19 protein-coding genes and 1 pseudogene are annotated in these 26175 nt (G+C 72.5%); 9 read left to right on the top strand and 11 right to left on the bottom strand.

All coding sequences use genetic code 11. The features are described 5' to 3' along the window. Positions 1-170 precede the first annotated feature (170 nt). Entirely contained in the window at positions 171-1202 is a 1032-nt protein-coding gene (gene glnII, locus OO47_RS01370) for a glutamine synthetase (RefSeq protein ID WP_030205817.1), read from the top strand. Positions 1203-1574: 372 nt separating this feature from the next. Beyond that, on the top strand, positions 1575-2129 hold the full coding sequence (locus tag OO47_RS01365; protein ID WP_030205820.1) for a winged helix-turn-helix domain-containing protein: 555 nt from the start codon (positions 1575-1577) through the stop codon (positions 2127-2129). On the opposite strand, the gene OO47_RS01360 is transcribed toward OO47_RS01365, so the two are convergent. Beyond that, a complete protein-coding gene (locus OO47_RS01360; protein WP_030205829.1) occupies positions 2130-3578 on the bottom strand; it encodes a PepSY-associated TM helix domain-containing protein in 1449 nt (482 codons plus the stop codon). Between the two features lie 56 nt (positions 3579-3634). After that, positions 3635-4267 carry a hypothetical protein gene (locus OO47_RS01355; RefSeq protein WP_234323050.1) on the bottom strand — a complete coding sequence of 211 codons (633 nt, stop codon included), beginning with the start codon at positions 4265-4267 and terminating at the stop codon, positions 3635-3637. Positions 4268-4498: 231 nt separating this feature from the next. Here OO47_RS01355 and OO47_RS01350 point away from each other — a divergent pair, with 231 nt between their 5' ends. Next, a complete protein-coding gene (locus OO47_RS01350; RefSeq protein WP_030205833.1) occupies positions 4499-5500 on the top strand; it encodes an NAD-dependent epimerase/dehydratase family protein in 1002 nt (333 codons plus the stop codon). Between the two features lie 48 nt (positions 5501-5548). Here OO47_RS01350 and OO47_RS01345 read toward each other — a convergent pair whose 3' ends face one another. Next, a complete protein-coding gene (locus OO47_RS01345; protein WP_234323049.1) occupies positions 5549-5968 on the bottom strand; it encodes a hypothetical protein in 420 nt (139 codons plus the stop codon). Between the two features lie 164 nt (positions 5969-6132). On the opposite strand from OO47_RS01345, the gene OO47_RS01340 reads away from it, so the two are divergent. From OO47_RS01340 to OO47_RS01330, 3 genes are all read left to right on the top strand, one after another. Next, positions 6133-6933, top strand: coding sequence for a tyrosine-protein phosphatase (locus OO47_RS01340; protein ID WP_030205835.1), 801 nt, complete (start codon positions 6133-6135; stop codon positions 6931-6933). 127 nt (positions 6934-7060) lie between these two features. Next, positions 7061-7945, top strand: a complete 885-nt coding sequence (locus tag OO47_RS01335) for a metal-dependent hydrolase (RefSeq protein ID WP_030205837.1) — start codon at positions 7061-7063, stop codon at positions 7943-7945. Then, positions 7945-9018: a PDR/VanB family oxidoreductase gene (locus OO47_RS01330; RefSeq protein WP_030205839.1), complete on the top strand. Its 1074-nt coding sequence runs from the start codon at positions 7945-7947 to the stop codon at positions 9016-9018. Before OO47_RS01335 ends, OO47_RS01330 begins: the two co-directional genes overlap by 1 nt. 48 nt (positions 9019-9066) lie before the next feature. On the opposite strand, the gene OO47_RS34560 is transcribed toward OO47_RS01330, so the two are convergent. Beyond that, positions 9067-9594: a hypothetical protein gene (locus OO47_RS34560; protein WP_078489431.1), complete on the bottom strand. Its 528-nt coding sequence runs from the start codon at positions 9592-9594 to the stop codon at positions 9067-9069. A 37-nt stretch (positions 9595-9631) separates the two neighbouring features. Between OO47_RS34560 and OO47_RS01320 the strand changes: the two genes are divergently transcribed. Further along, a complete protein-coding gene (locus tag OO47_RS01320; protein ID WP_030205845.1) occupies positions 9632-10375 on the top strand; it encodes a TetR/AcrR family transcriptional regulator in 744 nt (247 codons plus the stop codon). Positions 10376-10488: 113 nt separating this feature from the next. Here OO47_RS01320 and pulA read toward each other — a convergent pair whose 3' ends face one another. The 7 genes from pulA to OO47_RS01285 form a co-directional block, all read right to left on the bottom strand. Continuing rightward, the gene (gene pulA / locus OO47_RS01315) at positions 10489-15780 is read right to left on the bottom strand and encodes a pullulanase-type alpha-1,6-glucosidase (RefSeq protein ID WP_030205848.1); all 5292 of its coding nucleotides are present in this window, start codon (positions 15778-15780) and stop codon (positions 10489-10491) included. 107 nt (positions 15781-15887) lie between these two features. Next, positions 15888-17579, bottom strand: coding sequence for a carbohydrate-binding module family 20 domain-containing protein (locus OO47_RS01310; protein WP_030205849.1), 1692 nt, complete (start codon positions 17577-17579; stop codon positions 15888-15890). Between the two features lie 122 nt (positions 17580-17701). Further along, the gene (locus tag OO47_RS01305; protein WP_030205851.1) at positions 17702-18808 is read right to left on the bottom strand and encodes a LacI family DNA-binding transcriptional regulator; all 1107 of its coding nucleotides are present in this window, start codon (positions 18806-18808) and stop codon (positions 17702-17704) included. Then, positions 18796-20463: a glycoside hydrolase family 13 protein gene (locus OO47_RS01300; RefSeq protein ID WP_030205853.1), complete on the bottom strand. Its 1668-nt coding sequence runs from the start codon at positions 20461-20463 to the stop codon at positions 18796-18798. The genes OO47_RS01305 and OO47_RS01300 overlap by 13 nt, the downstream gene beginning before the upstream one ends. 50 nt (positions 20464-20513) lie before the next feature. Then, entirely contained in the window at positions 20514-21386 is an 873-nt protein-coding gene (locus OO47_RS01295; RefSeq protein WP_030205854.1) for a sugar ABC transporter permease, read from the bottom strand. After that, complete coding sequence (locus OO47_RS01290; RefSeq protein WP_030205856.1) at positions 21380-22393, bottom strand: carbohydrate ABC transporter permease; 1014 nt, start codon at positions 22391-22393, stop codon at positions 21380-21382. The genes OO47_RS01295 and OO47_RS01290 overlap by 7 nt, the downstream gene beginning before the upstream one ends. Positions 22394-22413: 20 nt before the next feature. Then, complete coding sequence (locus OO47_RS01285; RefSeq protein WP_030205863.1) at positions 22414-23694, bottom strand: extracellular solute-binding protein; 1281 nt, start codon at positions 23692-23694, stop codon at positions 22414-22416. A 368-nt stretch (positions 23695-24062) separates the two neighbouring features. Between OO47_RS01285 and OO47_RS33205 the strand changes: the two are divergent. Together OO47_RS33205 and OO47_RS01275 are read left to right on the top strand one after the other, a co-directional pair. Beyond that, positions 24063-25104 (top strand): annotated as a pseudogene (locus OO47_RS33205) (LacI family DNA-binding transcriptional regulator). Between the two features lie 68 nt (positions 25105-25172). Next, a complete protein-coding gene (locus OO47_RS01275; protein ID WP_033207696.1) occupies positions 25173-26081 on the top strand; it encodes a phosphatase PAP2 family protein in 909 nt (302 codons plus the stop codon). Positions 26082-26175 lie beyond the last annotated feature (94 nt).

Here is a 26175-nt window from a genome sequence, read left to right as displayed (position 1 = left end):
TGTTGCGAAGCTGCGGTCCGAAAGCAACCGTATGGTCCGGCCCCGGCCGGGTCCGTGCGGAGACCGCAGCTTCTCGCAGCGCCGCGAGCCGCCGCGGGCAGCCCCTCCCGCCGCCTCCGGGCGCCGGGGGAAACCCCAGCAGCACGCCACGCGCCCTAAGGATGAGCCCCGTGACCTTCAAGGCTGAGTACATCTGGATCGACGGCACCGAGCCGACCGCGAAGCTTCGCTCCAAGACGAAGATCATCACGGGTGGGGGCGCGACGCTCGACGAGCTGCCGATCTGGGGCTTCGACGGTTCCAGCACGAACCAGGCCGAGGGCCACGCCTCGGACCGCGTCCTCAAGCCGGTCTTCGTCTGCCCGGACCCGATCCGCGGCGGCGACGACGTCCTGGTCCTGTGCGAGGTCCTCAACACGGACATGACGCCGCACTCGTCCAACACGCGCGCCGCGCTCGCCGAGGTCGCCGCCAAGTACGCCGCGCAGGAGCCGATCTTCGGCATCGAGCAGGAGTACACCTTCTTCGAGGGCACCCGCCCGCTCGGCTTCCCGGTCAACGGCTTCCCGGCCCCGCAGGGCGGCTACTACTGCGGCGTCGGCGTGGACGAGATCCACGGCCGCCCGATCGTCGAGGCGCACCTGGAGAACTGCCTGAAGGCCGGTCTCGGCATCTCCGGCATCAACGCCGAGGTCATGCCCGGCCAGTGGGAGTTCCAGGTCGGCCCGCTGGCCCCGCTGGAGGTCTCCGACCAGCTGTGGGTGGCCCGTTGGCTGCTGTACCGCACGGCGGAGGACTTCGACGTCGCCGCGACCCTGGACCCGAAGCCGGTGAAGGGCGACTGGAACGGCGCGGGCGCGCACACCAACTTCTCCACCAAGGCGATGCGCGAGGGCTACGACGCGATCATCACCGCGTGCGAGTCCCTGGGCGAGGGCTCGAAGCCGCTCGACCACGTCAAGAACTACGGCGCCGGCATCGACGAGCGCCTGACGGGTCTGCACGAGACCGCCCCGTGGGACGAGTACTCCTACGGCGTCTCGGACCGCGGCGCCTCGGTCCGCATCCCGTGGCAGGTCGAGCAGGACCGCAAGGGCTACATCGAGGACCGCCGCCCGAACGCCAACGTCGACCCGTACGTGGTGACCCGCCTCCTGGTGGACACCTGCTGCGAGGCCCTGGCGAAGGCCGGCCAGGTCTGACCGGAAGGCCTTCCGCAGGTCTCCCGAACGCCTTCCGGAGGGGCGCCCACCGTTTCGTACGGTGGGCGCCCCTTCCGTCATGTGGGACGCACAACACAGGTTTCGACCGCTCCGGGGGTCCAATCCGATTCCCGAGTAGTAGACTAGGGATATGGCCAACCTGCAGAACGACACCGCGACGGGTCGTCACGACCTCGAGCCGTTCTGGCCTTCCCGGCAGCATCACGACTTCGACCGGGTGTGTTGCCGCGCGAGGAACGCGTCGGCCCTCTAAAGCCCCGATCGGCCCTGTCCGATCCCCGGCCTCCGGCCGACGCGCACGACGTACGACGCCTGTCCGTCCGTTTCTCCGCGCGAAAGAGCTGATCCGCCATGGCCCACACCCAGACCGCCTCCCTCACGGCCGTCCGTCCCGGCCGGCACCGACTGCGTGCCGTCGATCCGAACGAGGTCGTCGACTTCTCCCAGGTGGCGGACTTCCTGCCGCCCGGTGCCACCCTGCTGCCCGCGCCCCCGCACGCGCTCCCCGCGCTGCCGGGCCGCCCGCCGATGGTCGGGTACCTCGTGCTCGTCCCGGCCGACCAGCAGCCGCACCTGCCCGTGGCCGTCCCCTCCCCCGTGACCGCGCCCGTCGCGGCCGAGGAGCGGGGGCCGGTGACCATCGACGACGTGCAGCGGGTCGCCGTCGTGGACGGGGAGCCGCTGGACCTGACGTACCTGGAGTTCGAACTCCTCGCCCACCTGGTGGCACATCCCCACCGGGTGCACACCCGCGACCAGTTGGTCACCACCGTGTGGGGGTACGGGCACGTCGGCGACGGGCGTACGGTCGACGTCCACGTGGCCCGGCTGCGCCGCAAGCTGGGCGCCGAGCACCGCCACACGATCCAGACCGTGCGGCGGGTCGGCTACAAGTACACGCCCTGATCAGGCGGTTCGGTTCGTCCCGGCCCTGTTCCTCACCTTCGCGGTGAGGGCCAGGGCCAGGTCCACGGCCAGGAACAGCAGCAGGCTGATCCCGAGCAGCGGGACGAACCAGGCGACCAGCGCCGTGGCGGCCGCGAGCGGGAGCAGCAGGGTGGCCGGGACCCTCCGCCAGGCCCCGCGCGCCGCCGGGCGGCCCGGGCGGCGCAGCCACCACATCCGGTAGCCCCAGAGGATCAGCAGGACCAGGGCGAGCGCGAGGGCCGCGAGCAGCAGCTGGTTGAACAGGCCCAGGAAGACGCCCGTGTGGGCGTCGATGCCGATCCGGGTGAGCTTCGCGAGCAGCGGGTAGTCCGCGAAGGCGAGCCGGTCGAGGACCGTGCCGTCGGCCGGGTCGAGGGCGACCGAGTCGAGTTCGAGCGGGAACTGCGTGTCGGTCTCCTTGACCACGTACCCCTTGCCGTCGGCGGGCAGGGCCACCGAGATCCGCGGGCTGTCGATGCCGGCGGCGCGGGCCGCCTCGACGGCCTCGTCCACGCCCATGTCCGGGCCCTGGGGTGCGGCCGGGCCGGCTCCGGTGCCGGAGTGGCCGCCGCCGTGGCCCTCGTGCCCCTCGTGGCCGGTGGGCGCGCCGCCGACCGTCGCGGTGAGCACGGGGGTCGCGCCGCCGAGGCCGTCCTGGACGGCGCCGATGTTCTCGCCCGCGTACCGCGACCAGGTCAGGCCCGTCGCGGAGAGCAGGACGAGGCCGGCCGCCGCCCACAGGCCGAGCGAGCCGTGCCAGGAGAGGGTGCGGCGGCGGGAGGCCGGGCCGCCCTCCGGCACGAACAGGGCGCGGCGGCTCTTCCGGCGCCGGCCGATCCAGAGCAGCAGGCCGCCGAGCGCTATCACCCACAGCCAGCTCGCGGCGAGTTCGCTGTAGTTGCGGCCGAACTCGCCCAGGTGCAGGTCGCGGTGGAGGCCGTCGATCCAGGTGCGCAGCGGCAGGGCGCCGGAGCTGCCGTAGCTGGGCAGCTGCCCGCGCACGTCCCCGGTGTGGGGGTCGACGAAGACGGCGAGCGAGGTGCCTTCGGGGGCCTCGGGGTCGGCCATCAGGACCCGGGTCGTCGCGCCGGGTTCGGCGCCGGGCCAGACGGCGGTGACGGTGCCGTCCGGGTTGGCCGCGCGGGCGGCGTCCACCTGCCGGGAGAGCGGCAGGACGGTGTCGCCGACGGGGGCCTCGAGCTCGTGCGCGTAGACCGCCTTCTCGGCCTGGAAGGAGAGCGCGTAGAGCAGGCCGCTGAGGGCGGCGACGAGGAGGAAGGGGGCGACGAGGACGCCCGCGTAGAAGTGGAGGCGGAGGAGGAGGGGGCGGAGGGCGCTCCAGGTGGTGGGCTTGCGGGGAGCGGGCGGAGTGGGGTCCGACGGTGGCGCCTCGGGCGTTCCGGGGCGTGCGGGATCGTCGATCGTCATGAGTGGCTGTCGTCCTGGTTCTCGGTACGTGTGGACAGGGGGAAGCGGCCCCCGGGTCAGACGTGTGCTCCGAGGACCGTGGCGCGGGGTGCGGACAGCCGGGGCGGGCCGCGCCGGGACAGGGCGTGGGCGAGGACGACGGTGTGCGGACGGTGGGCGTTCCGGCGCGCCCGGCGGACCGGGCCGCGCGGGGCGTCGGGGACGCGGACGCGCGCGAACAGCGGGCGCAGCGGGGTGAAGGCGTACGCGAGGGCGGCGCGGGCGAGCGTGAAGAACGCGGCCTCGCCGTGGGCCAGCCAGAGGCCGCAGAGGAGCGCGGCGAAGAGGTGGGCGGCGAGCATGCCGGTGCCGGAGGAGGTGAGGGAGTCCGCGACCTGGGCGACGGCCGGGTCCAGGGCGGAGGTCACGCCCTCCGCGCCCGTCGCGGACGCGGCCGCGTCGTGCGGGCCGTGCGTCGCGTGGTGGTGAGGGGCCGTGCCGGCGGATCCGTTCGGAGCCGCCGGGCGGGTCGCGTGTCCTCCGTGGGCGCCCGTCGCCGAGAAGAGGACGTGGAGCGCGCCCTGGAGGCCGAGCAGTGCGCCCGCGACGGCGGGCGCGCCCCGGCGGCGGCCGGCCGCGGCCCAGGCGACGGCGGCCGTCACGACGAAGGCGCCGAGGAGGGCGGTGGCCGGGAGCCGGTGCGCAGACATGGACGAATGCCCCACGGCCGCCAAAGCGACGCACACCACCGCGAACAGTGCGGCTCGCAGGGCGCGCAGCGGCGACCGGGCATCCGTCATCGCCCGCCATGGTGTCATCCCGCCATGCGGCCGGACAGACCCCCCGGCCCCACTCGTCCGCCTTCCGTTTCCGCCCCCGGCGGAATCCTCCGGGAGCGGAACCCCTGGCCCGCCGACCGGGCCGCCGGGCAGGCTCGGATCATGAAGCTGCTGATGCTCGGAGGTACGGAGTTCGCGGGTCGCGCGGTCACCGAGGACGCGCTCGAGCGGGGCTGGGAGGTGACGGTCTTCCACCGGGGCCGGCACGCCGCCCCGGAGGGGGCCCGGTCCCTCACGGGCGACCGCACCACCGGTCCGGACGGTCTCGCCGCCCTCGCCGGCGGCTCCTGGGACGCGGTCGTGGACACCTGGTCGGCGGCCCCCTCGGCGGTGCGCGACGCGGCCGGGCCGCTCGCGGACCGGGCCGGGCGGTACGCGTACGTGTCGAGCCGTTCCGTGTACGCCTGGCCCCCGGCGGCCGGACTCGCGGAGGACGGGCCGCTGGTGGCGGGGTCGCCGGACGACGGGGACGTGCCGTACGCGGAGGCCAAGCGGGGCGGGGAGCTGGCCGCAGGGGCCGCCTTCGGCGCCGACCGGACGCTGCTCGTCCGCGCGGGCCTGATCCTCGGACCGTACGAGAACGTGGGCCGGCTCCCCTGGTGGCTGAACCGGATCGCGCGCGGCGGCCCGGTCCTGGCCCCCGGTCCCGAGGCGGCGCCGATCCAGTACGTGGACGTGCGCGACCTGGCCGCGTGGACGCTGGACGCGGTGGCGGCCGGGCTCTCGGGGCCGTACAACCTCGTCTCGCCACCCGGGCACACCACCATGGGCGGGCTCCTCGACGCCTGCGTCCGGGCCACCGGTGCGGACGCCGAGCTGCGCTGGACCGCGCCGGAGGAGCTGCTCGCGGCGGGGGCGGAGCCGTGGACGGAGCTGCCCGTGTGGCTGCCGCCGGGCGAGGCGTACGACGCGATGCACACCGCCGACGTGTCCCGCGCGCTCGCCGCCGGGCTGCGCTGCCGGCCCGTGGCGGAGACGGTCGCGGACACCTGGGCGTGGCTGCGGTCCCTCGGCGGGGTCGCGCCCCAGCGGCCGGACCGCTCGGGGGCCGGCCTCTCCCCGGAGCGGGAGGCGGAGGTGCTCGCGGCGCTGGCCGGGAGGTGAGGGGGCGGAGGGGCGGCGCCCGTCGTGCCGGCGGGCGCCTCCTCCCGGCTACCGCTCCGGCCGCTCCGCTCGCGGCGCGGCGTCCAGGGCCCCGAGGACGTGTTCCACCTCGTACGGCATGACGGCGATGAGGACGGTGCCCTCGGGGGAGGCGCACTCGACGATCCTGGAGCCGCCGTTGATCGTGATCGCCTCGCGCAGCGAGGGGGCGCGCAGGCCGGTCCGCCGCAGCTCCGCCGGGAGCGACACCGCCGCCCCGGCCCTGGTGCTCGGGGCCCAGGTCGTCCCGGAGGGGCCCACCAGCATCCGGCCGCGCAGCCACCGGCCCTCGCGCGCAGGGTGCCGCAGCATGCAGGGGACCCCGATCCCGTCGCCCCGCCCGGCGGCCTCCACGCGCTGTCGCGCCTTGCGGCGGACCAGCCAGGTCGCCAGGGCGGCCGCCGCCAGGAGCATCGGTATCCCGATCACCGGAGCATTCAAACAGGCCCCGGGCCCGGCGGGGAGAGGGGACCGGCACCCCGGGAGGGCCGCCAGGACCTGCCCGTACCGGCGTGATCGCTTACGGTCGACAGGAAAAGGTGCGAAGCCGCACGAAGAGGTACGAAGGTCCGCCAACCGGAGGAGTCGACGTCATGGCCGCCATTCCCGCCGTCTCCGTCGCCAACCTCCGTGACCTCGGCGGCCTGCCGCTGCCCGGCGGGCGTACGGTCCGTCCGGGGCTCGTGTTCCGTTCCGCGCAGCTCGACCGGCTGGACCCGGACGATCCCGTCGTGGCGGGTCTGGGTCTTCGCACGGTCATGGACTTCCGGACGGACGGCGAGCGCGAAGAGCGGCCCGACCGGCTGCCGGCCGGTGCGCGGCTGCTCGTCGCGGACGTGCTCGCCGACTGGCTGGCCACCAGCGGCCTTCCGCCGGCCGCGCGCCTGAAGACGCTGCTCTCGCATCCGGCCCTGGCCGAGGAGCACCTGGGCGGGGGCCGGATGCGGGAGGCCTTCGCCCGCACCTACCGGGCCTTCGTCTCCGCCGATTCCGCCCGCGCCTCCTACGCCGTCCTCCTCGCCGAGCTGGGCGCCCCGGACGCCGGGCCGCTGCTCTTCCACTGCACGGCGGGCAAGGACAGGACGGGGTGGGCGGCGACGGTCGTCCTGTCGCTGCTCGGGGCGGACGAGGGGACGGTGCGGGAGGAGTACCTGTCGGTCAATCCCGCGGTGCGGCAGGCGTTCGCGCCGATGATCGAGGGGTTCACGGCCCAGGGCGGCGACCCGGCGCTCGCGCTCGAACTGATCGGGGTGCTCCCGGAGTACCTGGACGCGGCGCTCGACGAGGTGGCGGTGCGGCACGGCTCGATGGAGAAGTACGTACGGGAGGGGCTCGGGGTGCCGGACGAGGTGGTCGAGCGGATCCGCGAGCGGTTGACGGCGGGCGGTGGATGACGGGCAGTCGACGGCGGGCGGTGGATGACGGCGGGCGGTGGATGACGGGCGCGGGGGTGGCGCCCCGCCCGCAAAAAGGCCCCGCACGCACCTGTTCCCGTCGCGTACCCCTCAGTACATTGACGGCATGTCTCATACGCAGCCCGCACCGGTGGCGTCGGAGCACGTCGAGCTCAAGGCCCGCAAGGTCTCCTTCGACTGGGAGGAGACGCCGCTCCACTGGGTTCCGGGCGATCCGTTCACCACGCACACCATCAACGTGCTGCACCTGCTCCTCCCGGCCGGCGAGCGCTGGTTCGTGCACGTCTACAAGCAGGCGCTGCCGTACGTCACGGACGACCGGCTCCGCGAGGACGTCATCGGTTTCATCGGCCAGGAGGCCGTCCACTCCCAGGCCCACGACGACGTCCTGCCGCACCTGCGGAAGCTGGGCCTCGACCCCACCCCGTACACCGCGCAGGTCGACTGGTTCTTCGAGAAGCTGCTCGGGGACCGCGCCCTGCCGCCGGGCCGGGCGCGCCGCTGGTGGCTGAGGGAGCGGGTCGCGGTCATCGCCGCCATCGAGCACTACACCGCCTTCCTCGGCGACTGGGTCCTCAACGCCGACGCGCTCGACCGGGTCGGCGCCGACCCGGTCATGCTCGACCTGCTGCGCTGGCACGGGGCCGAGGAGGTCGAGCACCGCTCGGTCGCCTTCGACCTCTTCATGCACCTGGACGGCGGTTACCGGCGCCGCGCCCGCACCTGGGCCGTCGCCTTCGGCGGGCTCGCCTTCTTCTGGCAGCGGGGCGTCCGCTTCTTCATGGAGAACGACCCGGGCCTCTTCGACGCCAAGCCCTCCCTCGCGGACTTCGTCCGCCGGGGACGGCGGGGCGTGCTGCCCTCCACCCCGGCCATGCTGCGCTCCGTCCCGCGCTACCTCAGCCGCTCCTACCACCCCTCCCAGGAGGGCGACACCGCGCAGGCCGTGGCCTACCTCGCCTCCTCGCCCGGCGCCAACGGGGACCGCTGATGGCCCGGTTCGCCGCCGTCGCCCTCGCCGCCGGGACCGCCCTGCTCGTCCGCCGCGCCGTCCGCCGCCGCATGTCCACCGCCCCGCTGTGGCCGATGCCCGCCCTGGACGAGCCCGTCTCCGGGTACGGCCGGGGCCGCACCGTCCCCCGCAAGGTCCTGGTCACCGCCCGCACCGCGCCCGCCGAGGGCGTCGTGGAACTGCGCCTCGAAGGCGCCGGCCTGCCCGCCTGGCGGCCCGGCGCCCACGTCGACCTGGTCCTGCCCTCCGGGCTCGTCCGGCAGTACTCGCTCTGCGGCGACCCCGCCGACACCAGCGCGTACACGGTGGCCACCCGGCTCATCGAGGCCGGGCAGGGCGGCCGGGGCGGTTCGCGCGAGGTCCACGAACAGCTCCACGAGGGCGTGGAGATCGAGATCCGGGGCCCCCGGAACCGCTTCCCGCTCGTCCACGCGCCCGCGTACGTCTTCGTCGCCGGCGGCATCGGCATCACCCCCGTCCTGCCCATGCTGCGCGCCGCCGAGGCGGCCGGGGCGGACTGGCGGCTCCTCTACTGCGGCCGGAGCCGCGCCACCATGCCGTACCTCGCCGAGGTCGAGGCGCTGGGCGGTGACGGCGGCCGTACGACCGTCGTCGCCGAGGACCAGTCCGGCCTGCCCGACCTGGGCTTCCTCGCGGACGTGCCGGAGGGGACCGCCGTGTACTGCTGCGGTCCCGACGGTCTCATGGACGCGGTCGGCGCGGCGCTGCCGGAGGGCCGGGCCCCGCGCCTGGAGCGCTTCTCCGCGTCCGCGTCCGCGACGACCGGTGGCGCCCCCTTCGAGGTCGAACTGCGCCGCTCCGGCCGCACGGTGGCGGTGGCGGCCGACCGGACGCTCCTGGACGCGGTCCGCGCGGAGCTGCCGGACGTCCCGTACTCCTGTACGCAGGGCTTCTGCGGGACCTGCCGGCAGCGGGTCCTGGCGGGCGAGATCGACCACCGGGACGAACTGCTCACCGACGCCGAGCGGGACGACTCGATCCTGATCTGCGTCTCGCGCTGCGCGGGGAAGCGGCTCGTGCTCGACCTCTGATCCCGTACGGCCCCGGGGCCTGTCCGGCCCCGGGCCGCCGGGCAGGCCCTAGGGGAGGACCAGCCAGTCCAGGGCGAGCGCGGTGAGCAGACCGCCCGCCAGGAGCCAGGTGCCGAGGCGGGTGCGGCCGTTGCGGGACAGCTCGATCACGATCCCGCAGAGGATCATGGCGAGTCCGTACACCCCGACGACCAGGACGGACGTGCGGCTCGCGAGGCGGACGACGAGCACGACGGCGAGGGCGACGAGGAGGACCGAGGCGGCGGCGATGCGCAGCCGCCTCGCCTGCCTGGGGGTGAGGCCCCCGCCCTCGTCGTCCCCCTCCTCTTCGTGCTCGTCCTCCTCGGGTTCTCCGGCGGGTTCGCCGGACGGTTCTCCGGCGGGTTCGCCGGACGGTTCTCCGGCGGGTTCGCCGGACGGTTCTCCGGCGGGTTCGCCGGACGGTTCTCCGGCGGCGGGCTTCTCCGTGACCGGGGCTTCGGACTCCCCCGCCGCGTCGGGGACTTCGGGGCCCTTCGCGGCCTCGGCGGTCTTCGCGGCCCCGGTCGCCGGGGGGCCCTGGTCGGAAGCGCTCATGGGGCAGGAGCGTAACGGACACCGTTAGGCTGTTCGCATGACGACCGGGGTACGCCGCAGGATGGGCGTCGAGGAGCGCAAGCAGCAGCTGATCGGGGTGGCCCTCGAACTCTTCAGCCACCGCTCTCCCGACGAGGTGTCCATCGACGAGATCGCCGCCGCCGCCGGGATCTCGCGCCCGCTGGTCTACCACTACTTCCCCGGCAAGCAGAGCCTCTACGAGGCGGCCCTGCGGCGGGCCGCCGACGAGCTGGCGGCCAGGTTCGTGGAGCCGCCCCGGGGGCCGCTGGGGGCGCGGCTGCTGCGGGTGATGGGCCGGTTCTTCGACTTCGTGGACGAGCACGGGCCCGGTTTCGCGGCGCTGATGCGGGGCGGTCCGGCCGTCGGGTCCTCCACGACGAACGCGATGATCGACGAGGTGCGGCAGGCCGCGTACGAGCAGATCCTCGCGCACCTGGAGGTCGGGGAGCCCTCGGCCCGCCTGGAGTTGGTGGTCCGCTCCTGGGTGTCCCTCGCCGAGTCGACGGCGCTGCTCTGGCTGGACGGGCGGCGGGTGCCGCGCGCGGAGCTGGAGCTGCAGCTCGTCCACGACTTCGCGGCCCTCGCGGCGGTGAGCGCCGCGTACGACCCCGGGATGGCGGAGGTCCTGGTCGGAATCCTGGCCGACGAGCCGGCCGACGGGCCCTTCGGGGACCTGGTGGCCCGGCTGCTCGCCCTCGTGCCGGCGCCCGGCCCCGCCCCGGAGGCCCTGCCCGCCGTACCCGATCAGCGCGGGCGGTAGGACGGTTCGGGGCCGCGAACCGCCGTGCCGCCGGCGGGGGCCGGGAAGGCCCGCCGCCGACGGCACGCGCCACGGGGTCACCCTGACGGAGCGGGTGCTCCTCCGGGAGCCGGTCAGCCGGCCTTGAACACCGCCACCGTTCGCGCCGGGACCGTGAAGGTGCCCGAGCCCTTCTCGTAGGCGGCGGTCTTCGCGACCGCGTCGGAGCCCTTCGCCTGGACCGGGTGCAGGCGGTAGCCCTTGCCGGCCAGGTCGGTGACCTCCTGCGCCTGTGTCTTCGGGGTGGCGTTGAAGACGACGACCAGGTCGCCCAGGCGCATGGTGATCACGCCGGGGGTCTCGTCGCGGCCGGAGAGCGGGAAGGACAGGGCCGACTGCACCCGGTCGGCGGTGGCCAGGGAGAAGACCGGTTCGGTGGTGCGGATCTTCTGGAGGTCCCGGTAGGCGGCCGAGGCGCCGTCGATCTGCGCGCAGCCGACGGTGAGGGACGGGTTCGCCAGGAGCGGCTTCCCGAAGCCCCACTTGGGCCGGTTGTCGGCGGCCGGCGGGAGGCCCCGGCCGAAGCCGTTGCCGTCGCGGCAGTCCCAGTGGATCGCGTTGAACCAGTCGCCGCTGTCGTACGAGTTGCGGTCCAGGGACTTGGAGCGCAGCAGGTCCGAACCGGCCTGGGAGAGCGCCGGGCCCTGCGAGAGGGTGGCCGTCGCCATGGCGAGGACCTGGGCGCGGGCGCGGTCGGCCGGGGACGTGCCCGCCGGGAGCTTGAAGGCGAGCGCGTCGTACAGGGACTCGTTGTCGTGGGCGTCGGCGTAGGCGAGGGCGTCGCCGGGGGCGGCCGCGTAGCCGGCCGGGGAGCCGTTGTAGTCGACCTGGGAGCCCTTGACCGTGCGGCCGGACGTGTCGGTGAAGGTGTAGTCGGCGAGGTTGCCGGTCAGGCCGACCTTGATGAGGTCCTGGTAGTGCAGGAGACGGGCCTTCTGCTCGGCCGGGGTGCCGTTGGCGGCCGAGGTGTTGGGGTCGGTGTGGAGGCCGGAGGCGAAGCCCTGGACTCCCGGGTCCTCGTCGAAGGGACCGCCGCCGCGCACGGCGTCGCGGGCCCGGTCGGAGAAGGTCGCGATCCCGGTGCCGGCCATGTTCTTCTGGGTGGCCTGGACGAAGCGGGCGTCGTCGGCGACCTCGCCGAAGTTCCAGCCCTCGCCGTAGAGGACGATCGCCTTGCCGTCGACGCCGTCCTTCGCGACGGTCAGGGCGTCGAGGGCCTTGCGGACGGCGAGGATGTTCTCCTTCGGGTGGTGGCCCATGAGGTCGAAGCGGAAGCCGTCGACCTTGTACTCCCTGGCCCAGGTGACGACCGAGTCCACGACGAGCTTGCCCATCATGGCGTTCTCGGGCGCGGTGTTGGCGCAGCAGGTGGAGGTGGTGACGGCGCCGTCGGCGTCGAGGCGCTGGTAGTAGCCGGGCACGATCCGGTCGAGGACGGACTTGTCGGACTGTCCGGCGGCGACGGTGTGGTTGTAGACGACGTCCATGACGGTGCGCAGTCCGTCGCCGTTGAGGGCCTGGACCATCCGCCGGAACTCGACGGTGCGGCGGGTGCCCTCGGGGTCGGTGGCGTAGGAGCCCTCGGGGACGGTGTAGTGCAGCGGGTCGTAGCCCCAGTTGAAGGCGTCCTTCGCCGCGGCGGCGGCGACGCAGGCCTGCTGCTCCTCGGAGTCGGGGGCGTACGCCTTGAGGTCGCAGGCAGGGGCGGCCTGGTCGGACTTCTTCTCGGGGACGGTGCCGATGTCGAAGGCCGGGAGGAGGTGGACGTAGGAGGTGCCGGAGGCGGCGAGGTCGCGCAGGTGCTTCGATCCCTTGCTGTCCTCGTCGGTGAAGGCCAGGTAGGTGCCCCGGTGGTCGGCGCGGGCCGTGGGGTCCGCGATCGAGAAGTCGCGGATGTGGAGTTCCTGGATCTGGGCGTCCCGCAGCGGCACGGCGGCGGGCTTCTCGAGCTGCTTCCAGCCGGTCGGGGCGAGCCTCGGGTCGGTGAGGTCGACGGCGAGGCTGCGGGCGGAGTCGGTGGTGAGGGCGGTGGAGTAGGGGTCGGTGACCTTGTTGGTGACCATCTTCTGGACGGTGGGGGCCCAGACCCTCACGGCGTAGCGGTACGGCTTGCCGGTCCAGGACTTCGGGCCGGTGGCGGACCAGACGCCGGTGGTGTCGTCGCGGCGCATGGCGACGGTCCGGCCGTCGAGTTCGAGGGCGACGGACCGGGCGGTGGGGGCCCAGACGGAGAGGGTGACGCCGTGGCGGCCGAAGACCGGGCCGAGGGCGGCCCCGGTCGCCTTCTTCGCGTACAGGTCGTCGAGGACGCCGGCGGTCTGGACCCCGGTGGCGGCGAGCAGGGCGCCGTTGGCGGCCCGCTGGGTGGCGATGAGCTGGCCGCGCAGGGAGTCGCGGACCCGGTCGGCGTCGCGCGGGTCGACGGTGAAGGCCGGGTACTCCCTGAGGTGCGGGTACTTGGCCTTCTGGGCGTCGGTGAGCGTCGCCGGGTTCAGCCGGAGCCACTGGCCCTCGGTGTTCAGGGCGCCGCCGGTGACGGCGATCCCGCCGTCCTTCGCGTACACCAGCTGCTGGCTGGTGGCGTCGGTGGCCTTCACCTTCCAGACGACGGTGTTCCGGTCGATCCACTGGGCCGAGGCCTTGCCGAGGTCGAGGTCGGGGGCGCCGCCGACGGTCGGCAGGAGGTACTCGGGCTCCCCGCCGAGCAGCCAGACCTCGTGGCCGTAGGTGGCGAGGTCGAGGGACTGGTCGGTGGGCAGGTCCTTCTGGTCGCCCTTGTGGAGGATGTACGAGAGGGAGGTCGCGCCCTCGGCGAGCGGCACCTCGTAGACGGCGCCGTACGCGTCGACGCGGACCGGCATGAGGGGCTTGGACCAGTCGGTGGGCTGGGCGGCGCCGGTCCAGGTGTGCAGGCCCCAGCCGTCGTAGTCGCCGTCGGCGCGCTGGTAGTGCAGCACGGCCTTGGTCTTGTCCGGGGTGACGGGGGCGGGATCGGTGTCGGACTGGCCGTCCTGGCCCTGGGTGATCCAGACCTCGCCGGTGCGGCCGAGGTCGACGGTCCGCTGCGGGCCGTCGGCGGCGCCGCCCTTCTCGACGGTGTACGGGATCGTGGAAGCGCCCTCGGGGACCTTGACCCAGGCGAAGGCGCCGTGGGCGTCGCGGCCGGTGAACGCGGCCTCCTGGCCTGCGGCCTTCAGCTTCCAGCCGTCGTAGTCCCCGTCCTGGCGCCGGTAGTGGACGATCGCGTGGGTGCGCTCGACGGCGACCGGCTTCCCGGGGGCCGGGGGCGCGCCCGCCGTGGTGGCGGCGGTGGCGCTCGCGGTGCGGCCGGAGCTGTCGACGGCGACGGCCTTGTAGCGCAGGGCGGTGCCGGCGGGGGCGGTCACGTGCTGGGTGACCTTGTAGGGGGCGTGGTCGGCGGTGCCGAGGGTCCGCCAGGGGCCGTTGCCGACCTGGGCGGCGAAGACGACCCGGTTGAGGCCGCCGCCGGTGACGTCGGCGGAGAGTTCGACGGTTCCGGTGGCTCCGGCGGCCGGGGCCCTGAGGTTCACGGAGGGCTTCACGGCCGGGGCCTGGAGGGGCCGGTCGGCCTTGAGGACCAGGGAGGAGAGGGCCGGGACGGTGACGGTGACCTTGCCGCCCTCGGCTGCGACGGCACCCTGACCCCCGTACAGGGTGCGGAAGCTCGCCGAGTCGACGGGGACGCCGACGGTCTTGTCGGCGGTGGAGCCGTTGGTGGCGACGAGGTACTCGGTGCGCGCCTTCGCGTCCGTGCGGGAGAAGGCGTAGACGGAGCCTTCGGCGTACCGCTCCTGCTGGATGCCGTCGCGCAGGGCCGGGTGTTCGCGGGTGAGCTTCGACAGGGCGGCGACGGAGCGGTAGACCGGGTGGCCGGTGTCGTACGCGTCGGTGGCGTGGGTGCGGTCGGTGCCGATCTGGTCGTCGTCCAGGTAGTCGGCGGCCTTCGAGGCGAAGAGGGGCTGGCGGGCGTCCTTGTCGCCGCCGGCGCCGGTGAAGCCCTGCTCGTCGCCGGAGTAGATCACCGGGTTGCCCCGGGAGAGGAACATCAGCTCGTTGGCGAGGCGGGCCCGCTCGAGGAGTTCGGCGTCGGTGGCGTTCGGGTTGTCCTGCTTGAGGAAGGTGCCGATGCGGCCCATGTCGTGGTTGCCGAGGAAGGTGACCTGCTCGTAGGCGTTGGCCTTGTCGGTGGTGTACCGGTAGTCCTCGGCGAAGACCTTGGCGAGGCGGTCGGCCCCGGCGCCCTGGGAGGCGAAGGCGCGGGCCGCGTCCTGGAAGGGGAAGTCGAGGGTGGCGTCGAGCCGGCCCCGGGTGACGTAGGGGGCGGTGACGGCCGTGTCGGCGGAGTACACCTCTCCGAACATGAAGAAGTCCTCGCGGCCCCGCTTCTTCGCGTAGGCGTCGAGGGCGGTGGCCCACTGGGTCCAGAAGTCCAGGTCGACGTGTTTGACGGTGTCGATGCGGAAGCCGTCGATCTTGAAGTCGCGGACCCACTTCTCGTAGATCCGCTTCATGCCCTCGACGACCTCGGGCCGCTCGGTCCAGAGGTCGTCCAGGCCGACGAAGTCGCCGTACTCGGCGGACTCTCCGGCCCAGGTGGAGTCGCCCCGGTTGTGGTACATCGCGGGGTCGTTGAGCCAGGACGGGACCTTGACGCCCTTCTCGGCCACCGGGGTGTACGGGAAGGAGTCCGCGTCCACCCTGCCGATCGCGTTCCGGTCGTCGAAGGGGCGCCCGTCCTTGTCGAGGTAGGGGTGGGCGCCCTTGGGGCGGTAGCCGTACTTCTTCTCGGCGTAGTCGACGGTGTCGGCGGTGTGGTTGGTGATGACGTCGAAGAAGACCTTCATGCCCTTGGCGTGGGCGGCGGCGATCAGCCGCTCCAGGTCGGCGTTGGTGCCGAAGTGGGGGTCGACCTGGGTGAAGTCGGTGATCCAGTAGCCGTGGTAGCCGGCGCTGGCGTTCTCGCCCTCGCCCTGCACGGGCCGGTTCTTGAAGATCGGCGCCATCCAGATGGCGGTGGTGCCGAGGCCCTTGATGTAGTCGAGCCGCTGGGTCAGGCCCTTGAGGTCGCCGCCCTGGTAGAAGCCCTTGTCGGCGGGGTCGAAGCCGGTCCGGGTGCGGCTGCCGGTGAGGCCGCCGCGGTCGTTGGAAGGGTCGCCGTTGGCGAAGCGGTCGGGCAGGACGAAGTAGAACTGCTCGCGGGTGAGGTCCTGGCGGGCGGGCTCGGCCGCGAGCGCCCGGTCGGACGGCGGGGCCGGGGGCTTCGGCGCGGCGGTCGCGGGCACGGCGGGCACGAGGGCCGCGCACAGGGCGGCGGCCAGTGCGACCGCCGTTCTCTTGCGTATCACGGGGGAGCTCCCTGGAGGTACGGGAAGAGGGGGCCGCCCCGGGTGGGGCGGCCCTTGCGGTGCGGGGTCGGTGGACGGGGTGCGAGTGGTGGGGAGTCAGTCGCGGTTCAGCTGCGGAACGTGTCGTTCAGGACGAGCTGCCCGGAGGCGGGGACGGTCGCGGTGCGGTCGGCGCCGGACTCCCAGGTGACGTTCCCGGCGGCGTCCTTGCGGACGTACTTGTACGCGAAGGTCGTCCCGGCGGGCAGGGAGAGCGTCAGCTTCCAGACCGGGTAGGCGGCCGGGTCGAGCTTGGGGGCCGAGGCCGGGGACCAGTTGCCGAGTGCGGCGAGGTTCCCGGTGACGTGGATGTTCTGGCCGGGGACGGTGGTCGCGGTGGCCTGGAAGGAGGTGCCCGCGGAGGCGGGCGGCGGGGTGGTGCCGCAGCTCTTGGCGTTCACGTGCAGGGCGAGCGCCGTGTCGGCGCCCAGGGTGGCCGTGAACCGCCCCGAACCGTCGACCGTGACGGGGTTGTTCGACTGCACGTCGCAGTAGGTGCCGGCGGGCAGGGAGGTCTGGTAGGTGCGGGTGAGCGCCGAGGACTCGTGGTTGATGGCCACGTACGCCTTGGAGCCGCGGCCGAACGCGATCGCGTTGCCGCCGTTGTCCCACCAGTCCGTGACGGCCTGGCCGCGCGCGGTGTTGCGGAAGGCCACCATGGAGGAGATCTCGCGCCAGGCGTGCTGGCACTTCCAGCCGTCGGAGTAACAGGCGTTCACCTGGCCGCCGTTGGGCGGTCCGGCGTCCTTGTCGGTCCACTCGTAGCCGGAGTGGACGTCCGGGGAGCCGTAGGGCCAGGCGAGCATGAAGACGGAGGCGAGGGTGTAGCGCGCGCCGTCCTTGTAGGACAGGGTGTCGCCGACGCGCTCGGTGTCGTGGTTGTCGACGAAGACGCCGGCCCGGCCGGAGGGCATGTGGCCCCAGGCCTCGCCGAAGTTCTTGAGGTACGCCAGCTTCTCGTTCTGCAGGACGCGCTTGAGGTCGCGGGCGTACCGGAACTCCTGCACGTCGCCGCTGCCGAGGTACTCGCTCGGGGAGACGGCCTCGCCGGCGCCGTGGATGGCCTCCTGCTTCCAGTACGCGCCGGGGTCGGTGAGCCGCGACTTGATGTTCGCGAGGTCGGCGGCCGGCATGTGCTTGGCGGCGTCGATGCGGAAGCCGTCGACGCCCAGGGAGAGCAGGTCGTTCAGGTAGCCTGCTATCCGCCCGCGGACGTGGTCCTCGCCGGTGTCGAGGTCGGGGAGGTGGACCAGCTCGCAGTTCTGGACGTTGCCCCGGTCCTGGTAGTTGGTGATCTCGGCCCGGCAGTCGTCCATGTCGGCGCCCGAGTAGAGGCCCGGGTAGTCGTACTTGGAGAACGGGGTCCCGCCCGTTCCCGTGCCCGACCCGTTCGCCATGTGGTTGATCACGGAGTCCACGACGACCTTCACGCCCGCCGCGTGACAGGTGTCGACCATGTTTTTGAAGGCGGCGCGGTCCCCGAGACGCCCGGCGATCTTGTAGCTGACGGGCTGGTACGAGGTCCACCACTGGCCGCCCTGCACGTGCTCCTGGGGCGGGGAGACCTGGACGTAGCCGTATCCGGCGGGTCCGAGGCGGTCGGTGCACTCCCGGGCGATCGAGGAGAACTTCCACTCGAACAGCACCGCGGTGACGTCCTTCTCACCGGGCGGTGCGGCCTGGACGGGGGTGTTTCCCGTGACGGCCACAGCGGCTCCCGCCACGAGGGCGAGTGCAGCGGCCACGGTCCTTCTGGCCATGTTTCCTCCTGCTGACTTCACTGTCGCAAGAAGTTGCCGAAAACTTCAGCAACTGTTTTCAGCCGTGACCGTACGAGTGGCCCGACGCCCGGTCAACCCTCCGGACGCCGCGACGCAAGTTGTTACGAAAGGACGTGCGGCTCCGCGGAACCCGAAGCGCCCGGGACGTCCCGTACGGGCGGCTGCGCCGTCGAGCCGCGCACCACCAGCTCCGGCTGGAACACGAACTCGGTGCGCTGGACGGGGTTCCCCTCGATCTCCTCCAGGAGCGCGCCCACGGCGGCCGTGGCCATCGCCTGCACGGGCTGGCGGACGGTGGAGAGCGGCGGGCTGGTGAAGGCGATCAGGGGCGAGTCGTCGAAGCCGACGACGGAGACGTCCCCGGGCACGTCGAGCCCCTGCTCCCGGGCCGCCCGGATCACGCCGAGCGCCATCAGGTCGGAGCCGCAGACGATGCCGGTGCAGCCCTCGCGCAGCAGGATGTCGGCGGCGGCGTGGCCGCCCTCGACGCCGAAGAGCGTGGGTCTGATGAAGCGTTCGGCGTCCGCGCGCTCGACGCCGAGGAGTTCGTACAGCTCGGCGGCGAAGCCCTCGGCCTTGCGGCGGGAGGGGACGTAGCGGGTGGGGCCGATGGCGAGGCCGATGCGCTCGTGGCCCAGCTCGACCAGGTGCCGCACGGCCATCCGGGCCGCGGCCCGGTCGTCGGGGGAGACGAAGTTGGCGTCGATGTGCTCGTTGTAGCCGTTGATGAGGACGAACGGCACGCCCCGGTCGGCGAGCCGGGCGTAGCGGGCCGGGTCGGCGGTGGCGTCGGCGTGGAGTCCGGAGAGGAAGACGATGCCGGAGACCCCGCGCTCCACGAGCTGGTCGACCAGCTCGTCCTCGGTGGCGCCGCCGGGCATCTGGGTGCACAGGACCGGGGTGTAGCCGTGTCCGGCGAGGACCTGTTCGACGACCTGGGCGAACGCCGGGAAGATCGGGTTGGTCAGCTCGGGCACGACGAGCCCGACGAGGCCCGCGCTGCGCCGTTTGAGGCGTACGGGGCGCTCGTAGCCGAGCACGTCGAGCGCGGCAAGCACCTTGTGCCGGGTCGCGCCGGCCACCCCCGCCTTGCCGTTGAGGACGCGGCTGACGGTGGCCTCGCTGACGCCGGACTGGGCCGCGATGTCCGCGAGCCGCGGGGCGCCCGTTCCGGCGCCCCGCGGCAGGGGGATCGTCACACCGCCCACCAGACGGTGGTGTCGGCGGGCAGCTCCACCGTGTCCGCGCCGGGGGCGACGGGCTCGTTGGAGAGGAGGAACCGGCCGGGCAGCGGGACGGAGATGGCCCGGCCGGTGGTGTTGGCGGTGCAGACGAAGCCGTCGCGCCGGAAGGCGAGGACGCCCTCGGGGGCGTCCAGCCACTGGATGTCCTCGCCCGCGCCGAGTCCGGGCTGCGCACGGCGCACCGCGAGCGCGCTGCGGTACAGCTCCAGGGTGGAGCCCGGGTCGCCGGTCTGCGCCTCGACGCTCAGCGCGCCCCAGGTCGCGGGCTGCGGCAGCCAGGAGCCGCCCGCCCCGAAGCCGTACGAGGAGCCCTCGACGGTCCACGGGATCGGGACGCGGCAGCCGTCGCGGAAGCCGTCCTGGCCGCTGGCCCGCCAGAAGGACGGGTCCTGGCGGACCTCGTCGGGCAGGTCGGTGACGTCGGGCAGGCCGAGCTCCTCGCCCTGGTAGACGTAGGCCGAGCCGGGCAGGGCCAGCATGAGGAGGGTGGCGGCGCGGGCCCGGCGCAGGCCGAGTTCGCGGTCGCCGGCCTCGCGGAGCTGGGTGCCGAGGCCCGCCGGGTTGGCGAAGCGGGTGGCGTGCCGGGTGACGTCGTGGTTGGACAGGACCCAGGTGGTGGGGGCGCCGACCGGGCGCATCGCGGCGAGCGAGGCGTCGATGACGGTGCGCAGCTCGGTGGCGTCCCAGTGGGTGCCCAGGTACTGGAAGTTGAAGGCCTGGTGCATCTCGTCGGGGCGCACGTAGTTGGCGGTGCGGTCGACGGTGGGGGTCCAGGCCTCGGCGACGAGGACGCGCTCTCCGTCGTACTCGGAGAGGACCTTGCGCCAGGAGCGGTAGATCTCGTGGACGCCGTCCTGGTCGAAGAAGGGCATCACGTCGTTGCCGAGCAGCTTGAGCTGGTCGTGGGCGCCGATGTCGGGCAGGCCGGCGGCCTTGACCAGGCCGTGGGCGACGTCGACGCGGAAGCCGTCGACGCCCATGTCGAGCCAGAAGCGCAGGATGGAGCGGAACTCGTCGCGGACGGCCGGGTGCTCCCAGTTGAAGTCGGGCTGCTCCGGGGCGAAGAGGTGCAGGTACCAGTCGCCGGGGGTGCCGTCCGGGTTCTCGGTGCGGGTCCAGGCCGGGCCGCCGAAGATGGACTCCCAGTCGTTGGGCGGCAGTGCGCCGTCCGCGCCCTTGCCGGGGCGGAAGTGGTAGCGCTCGCGCAGCGGGGAGCCGGGGCCCTCGCGCAGGGCCCGCTGGAACCACTCGTGCTGGTCGGAGGAGTGGTTGGGGACGAGGTCCACGATGATCCGCAGGCCCAGGGCGTGGGCCTCGCGGATCACCGCGTCGGCGTCGTGCAGGGAGCCGAACATCGGGTCGATGGCCCGGTAGTCGGCGACGTCGTAACCGGCGTCGGCCTGCGGGGAGGCGTAGAACGGCGAGAGCCAGACGGCGTCCACGCCCAGGTCCCTGAGGTACGGCAGCCGGCTGCGGACGCCCTCCAGGTCGCCCATGCCGTCGCCGTCGCCGTCGGCGAAGCTGCGCGGGTAGACCTGGTAGATCACGGCGTCTCTCCACCAGCCCGTGTGCGTTCCGGTGGTGGGGACGTCGGCCGGGGTGGCGAGATGCTGGGTCATGTCTTCCCTGGGAGGTAAGGAGGGGCGTTCAGATGCGGTGCTCAGGGCCGTCAGCCCTTGACGGCACCGGCGGACATGCCGGTGACCAGGTGCCGCTGGACGAAGAGGAACACCAGCGCCGCGGGGATGGCGATGAGCACGGAGGCCGCGGACATCGGGCCCCACTGGGCGCCGTACTGGTTGACGAACTTCTGGAGTCCGCCCGCGAGGGTGAGGTTCTCGTCCCCGACCATGAAGGCGGAGGCGTAGGCGACCTCGCCCCACGCGGTGATGAAGGAGTAGAAGGCGGTGACGGCGATGCCCGGCTTGGCGAGCGGCAGGATCAGCCGCCAGAAGGTGCCGAAGGGGGTGAGGCCGTCGACGTAACCCGACTCGTCGATCTCGCGCGGGATGGTGTCGAAGAAGCCCTTCATCATCCAGGCGCAGAACGGGACGGCGATGGTCAGGTACGTGATGACCAGGCCGGCCGGCTGGTTGAGCAGGCCCATCGAGGACATGATGTTGTAGATCGGCACGATCAGGACGGCGACCGGGAACATCTGGGTGATGAGCAGCGTCCACATCAGGCCGCGCTTGCCGGGGAAGCGGAAGCGGCTGACGGCGTAGCCGGTGGTGGCCGAGATGAAGACGCCGATGAGCGTGGTGAGGCCGGCGACGAGCAGCGAGTTGCCGAACCAGGTGAGGAACGGGGTGTCCTTCAGGAGGTTCGTGTAGTTCTCGAAGGTCGTCTCCTTCACGAAGTCCGTGGTGGAGGCGTACTTGGCCGGCTTCAGCGAGGTGAGCAGGACCCAGAGCACCGGGAAGACGGCGATCACCGAGGTGACGATCAGGGTGAGGTGCAGCCCGGCCGAGGCGAGCGGCGAACGGCGGCCGCGGAGCGGGGCGTTCAGGGCCTGGGGGGTGGGGGTCGTGGTGGTCACCAGACTTCTCCCTGCTTGCGGAGGACGCGCCGGTAGATCGCGGCGAAGACCATCAGGAGGACCAGGATCAGCACGCCCCACGTGGAGGACTGCGCGAAGTCGCGCGGGCTGATCTCGAAGGAGAACTTGTAGGCCTGGGTGACGAGGATCTGGGTGGCCTCGCCGGGCCCGCCCCGGGTGAGCAGGAAGATCACCGGGAACATGTTGAAGGTCCAGATGGTGGAGAGCAGGATCACCGTCGTGGAGACCGAGCTGAGGCCGGGCATGGTGATGTTGCGGAACCGCTGCCAGGCGTTGGCTCCGTCCATCTCGGCGGCCTCGTACAGCTCGCCGGGGATGGACTGGAGGCCGCCGAGGAGGGCGACCATCATGAAGGGGACGCCGAGCCAGACGTTGACGGCGATGACCGCGAGCTTCGCCACCGTCGGGTCGTTGAGCCAGGGCACGGCGGAGAGCCCGCCGCCGGTCAGGATCTCGTTGAGCAGGCCGCGGCGCTCGTCGAAGAGGAAGCGCCAGGCGAAGACGGAGACGAAGCCGGGGACGGCCCAGGGCAGGATCAGCAGCGTCCGGTAGACGGAGCGGCCGGCGATCCTGCGGTTGAGCAGGTTGGCGAGGCCGAGGCCGAGGGCGAAGGTGATCGACACGCACGCGACCGTCCAGACGACGGTCCAGACGAGCGTGCCGAGGAACTGGCTGCCGGTGAGCGCGTCGACGTAGTTGTCCACGCCGACGAACTCGTAGGTCGCCGGGATCTGGTTGACGCCGATGGACCGGGCGACGTTCCGCTCGTTCGCGTCGGTGAACGACAGGTAGATGCCACGCACCAGGGGGTAGCCGATGATCACGCCGATCACGACGACCACCGGGGCGACCATCGCCCAGGCGTACCAGTGGGTGGCGAAGGAGCGCTTGCGCGTGCTCCGGCGCTTGCCAGTTCCGCGGCTCCGGCCGCGGGCGACGGTGTCGCCCGCGGCCTTCGCCACCGACTGGCCGGTGGTGTCCACGGCCATCAGCCGGCCTGCCTTCCTTCTTACTTCCAGTCCTTCAGGAGCTTGCGGTAGGACTCGCCGATCGCCTTGGCGCCGGCCTCGGGGGTGGTCTGGCCGGTGAGGACCTTGGTGTACTCGACCTTGACGGGCTCGAAGAGGCTGCCGCCCTCGGGGATCCACGGGCGCTCGACGGACTTCTCGACGACCGGCTTGAAGAAGGCGATCATCTCGTTGGTCGCCACGTCCGGCTTGATGTAGACGGACTCGCGGGTCGGGAGGAGGCTGAGCTCCTTGGCGATCGCCGTCTGGGTCTCGACCGAGGTCATGTACTCGGCGAAGGCGTAGGAGGCGTCGAGGTTCTTGGAGCCCGCGTAGACGGCGAGGTTGTGGCCGCCCTGCGGGGCGCCCTGGCCGCCGGTGCCGGCCGGGACCGGGGCGATGCCCAGGTTGGCCTTGTCCGCGAACTCCTTGCCGGCGTAGGTGTCGGCGACGGCCCAGGGGCCGTTGATCATCATGGCGACCTTGCCGTCCTTGAAGGCGGCCTGCATGTTGTCCCAGCCGTTGGTCGCGTCGGTGATCGCGGTCTTCGAGTCGACCAGGTCCTTGACGACCTTGAGCGCCTTCACGCCGGGCTCGCCGTCGATGGTGACCGTCTTCTTCTCGGCGTCGACCAGGTCGCCGCCCTCGCCGTACAGGAAGGAGAGGAACCAGTACGGGTCGTCGCCGCGCAGGTAGAGACCGGTCTTGCCGGTCTTCTCCTTGATCGTGGCGGAGACGGTCTTCAGCTCGGCGATGCTCTTGGGGACCTCGACGCCGGCCTCCTTGAAGATCTTCTTGTTGTAGAAGATGCCCATGGAGTCGATGACCTGCGGGACGGCGTAGGTCTTGCCGTTGTACTTGGTGGAGGCGGCGGCCTGGTCCAGGAAGTCGTCGGCGTTCTTGAGGGCCGTGGTGCCGTCCAGCGGGGCCAGGTAGCCGAGGTCCGCGAACTCGGGGGTCCAGGCGACCTCGGAGCGGATGACGTCGGGCGCGCCGGAGCCGGACTGCGCGGCGTTCTTGAACTTGTTCTGCGCCTCGCCGAACGGCACGTTCACGTACTTGACGGTGACCTTGGGGTGCTTCTTGGTGAAGTCCTCGGCGATCTTCTTGAAGACCTTGTCCTCGGAGCCGACCGTGGAGGTGTCCCACCAGGTCACGGTGCCGGAGAGCTCTCCCGAGCCCTTCGAGCCGCCGCCGTTGGAACCGCTGTCGCTTCCGCCGCACGCCGCCAGGGTCACGCCCAGGGCCGCGACCAGCGCGGTGGCCGCTATGCCACGCCGCATGTGAACTCCTTCAACTGATCCCGGGGGGACGAGGGGCTGGAACCTTCCTCATGCGACCGCTCCCTCGCGGCGCTCCGGGTTGGCAGGAACGTAACAGGGATGAAAACGAGCCGAAAGACCTTGCGGGAATTTTCTGCAAGACCCGGGGATCGTTACATCCGCGTGTCCCTAAGGTTGCCGACGGGTCGCTTAACACGGGCGGGAGCACGCCCTTCCGCACCTCGCGCGCCCCCGACGCACCCCCGTGCCCCCTCCGGAACGCCTCGCAAGAACTGCAAGGCCTTGCAGGAAGGCTGCTCCCGGCCACGGCGGACGGGGTGTGCCGGGGCGGTGGGCAATACGCCCCGTGACCGGTACAGTCCACTCCCATGACCGCGCGGCTCTCCGACATCGCAGCCCAGGCGGGGGTCAGTGAGGCCACAGTCAGCCGCGTGCTCAACGGAAAGCCCGGCGTGGCCACCGCCACCCGCGAATCCGTCCTCGCCGCGCTCGACGTGCTCGGCTACGAGCGGCCCGTGCGCCTGCGGCAGCGCAGCGCGGGGCTCGTCGGCCTCATCACCCCCGAACTGGACAACCCGATCTTCCCCGCCCTCGCGCAGGTCATCGGGCAGGCCCTGACCCGGCAGGGGTACACGCCGGCTCCTCGCCACCCAGACCCCCGGTGGGTCCACCGAGGACGAGCTGACCGACATGCTGGTGGAGCGCGGCGTCGCCGGCATCATCTTCGTCTCCGGTCTGCACGCCGACACCACGGCCGACACGTCCCGCTACGACCGGCTGCGCGGCAAGGGCGTCCCGTACGTCCTCCTCAACGGCTTCTCGCCCAAGGTGCAGGCGCCCTTCGTGTCGCCCGACGACCGGGCGGCGATGCGGCTCGCGGTGACGCACCTGGCGGCGCTCGGGCACACCCGGATCGGGCTCGCCGTCGGGCCGAAGCGGTTCGTGCCGGTGCTGCGCAAGATCGAGGGCTTCCGCAAGGGCATGGAGGAGCGGCTCGGCCTCTCCCCGGAGGAGTCCGAGGAGCTGATCCAGCACTCCCTCTACACCCTGGAGGGCGGCCAGGCGGCGGCGGGCGCGCTGCTCTCGCGGGGCTGCACGGCGATCGTCTGCGCGAGCGACATGATGGCGCTCGGCGCGATCCGGGCGGCCCGGCAGCAGGGGCTCGACGTGCCGAGGGACGTCTCCGTCGTCGGCTTCGACGACTCCCCCCTCATAGCGTTCACCGATCCGCCGCTGACCACCATCCGGCAGCCGGTGCAGGCGATGGGGCAGGCCGCGGTCCGCGCGCTGCTCGAAGAGGTGGGGGGCACCCCGGCCCCGCACTCCGAGTTCGTCTTCATGCCCGAGCTGGTGGTCCGGGGCTCCACCGCCTCCGCGCCGTCCGCCGTCAGGCCTCCTTCCCAGGACTGACCGGGTGCGCTCCGGACCCGACCTTGGGATGATCGGTCGGGGGCGGCCATCTGGCAGACTCTCTCCCCATGGGTGAAACGACCGTGAAGAGTTTGGACAACCGGACGACCCCGTCGTCACCCATCGTGGCCGACGGCAGGCTGTCGCGGCTGCGCACGCGCGTGCCCCGGCGCCCCACGATCTGGTTCGAGATCCTGCTCATCGCGGTGAGCTACTGGACGTACTCCCTCATCCGCAACGCGGTGCCGGAGCAGAAGGCCCAGGCGCTCAGGAACGCCGACTGGATCTGGCGGGCCGAGGAGTCCATGGGGCTCGCCTTCGAGCACACCGTCAACCACGCCGTGAACTCGGTGACGTGGCTGATCGTGGGGATGAACTACTACTACGCGACGCTGCACTTCGTCGTGACCATCGGTGTGCTGGTGTGGCTGTACCGGTGGCAGCCGGGCCGTTACGCGGCGTTCCGCACGGTCCTGTTCGCGACCACCGGCGTGGCCCTGGTCGGCTACTACCTGTATCCGCTCGCGCCGCCCCGGCTCATGAACGGCCAGGACTTCATCGACACGGTCCTGGTCCACCACACCTGGGGCTCGATGGCCTCGGGGAACCTCAAGCACGTGTCGAACCAGTACGCGGCGATGCCGTCGATGCACATCGGCTGGTCGCTCTGGTGCGGGATCACGATCTTCCTGCTCGCGAAGGCGCCCTGGGCGCGGATCCTGGGCCTGCTCTACCCGACGGCCACCCTCGTCGTCATCGTGGCCACCGCCAACCACTTCTGGCTGGACGCGGTCGGCGGCATGGTCTGCCTGGGCTTCGGCTTCGCCGTCTCGTACTTCTGGTACGGCTCGCGGCCCCACCGGCTGCCGAAGCTGGTGGAGCCGGTGGAGCCCGTGGGCGCGGTCGTGCGGGGCGGCCCGGTCGCGGAGGCGGAGCGCGAGGGCGGTCTGGAACGGCCGGTCGACTCCCGCCGCTAGGGCGTGTGTCGAAAGTAGCGCCGTCTGCCCGGAGGGCAGGCCCGGCGGTGTCCGGTGCGTGCGATCGCAAGGCGGAGGGTCGCCCCGATACTGG

It is taken from the genome of Streptomyces bikiniensis (genome assembly GCF_000716625.1).
Classification (GTDB): Bacteria; Actinomycetota; Actinomycetes; order Streptomycetales; family Streptomycetaceae; genus Streptomyces; species Streptomyces bikiniensis.
The sequence above is the reverse complement of the archived record's forward strand: the minus strand, read 5'-3'. Positions and strand labels throughout refer to the sequence as shown.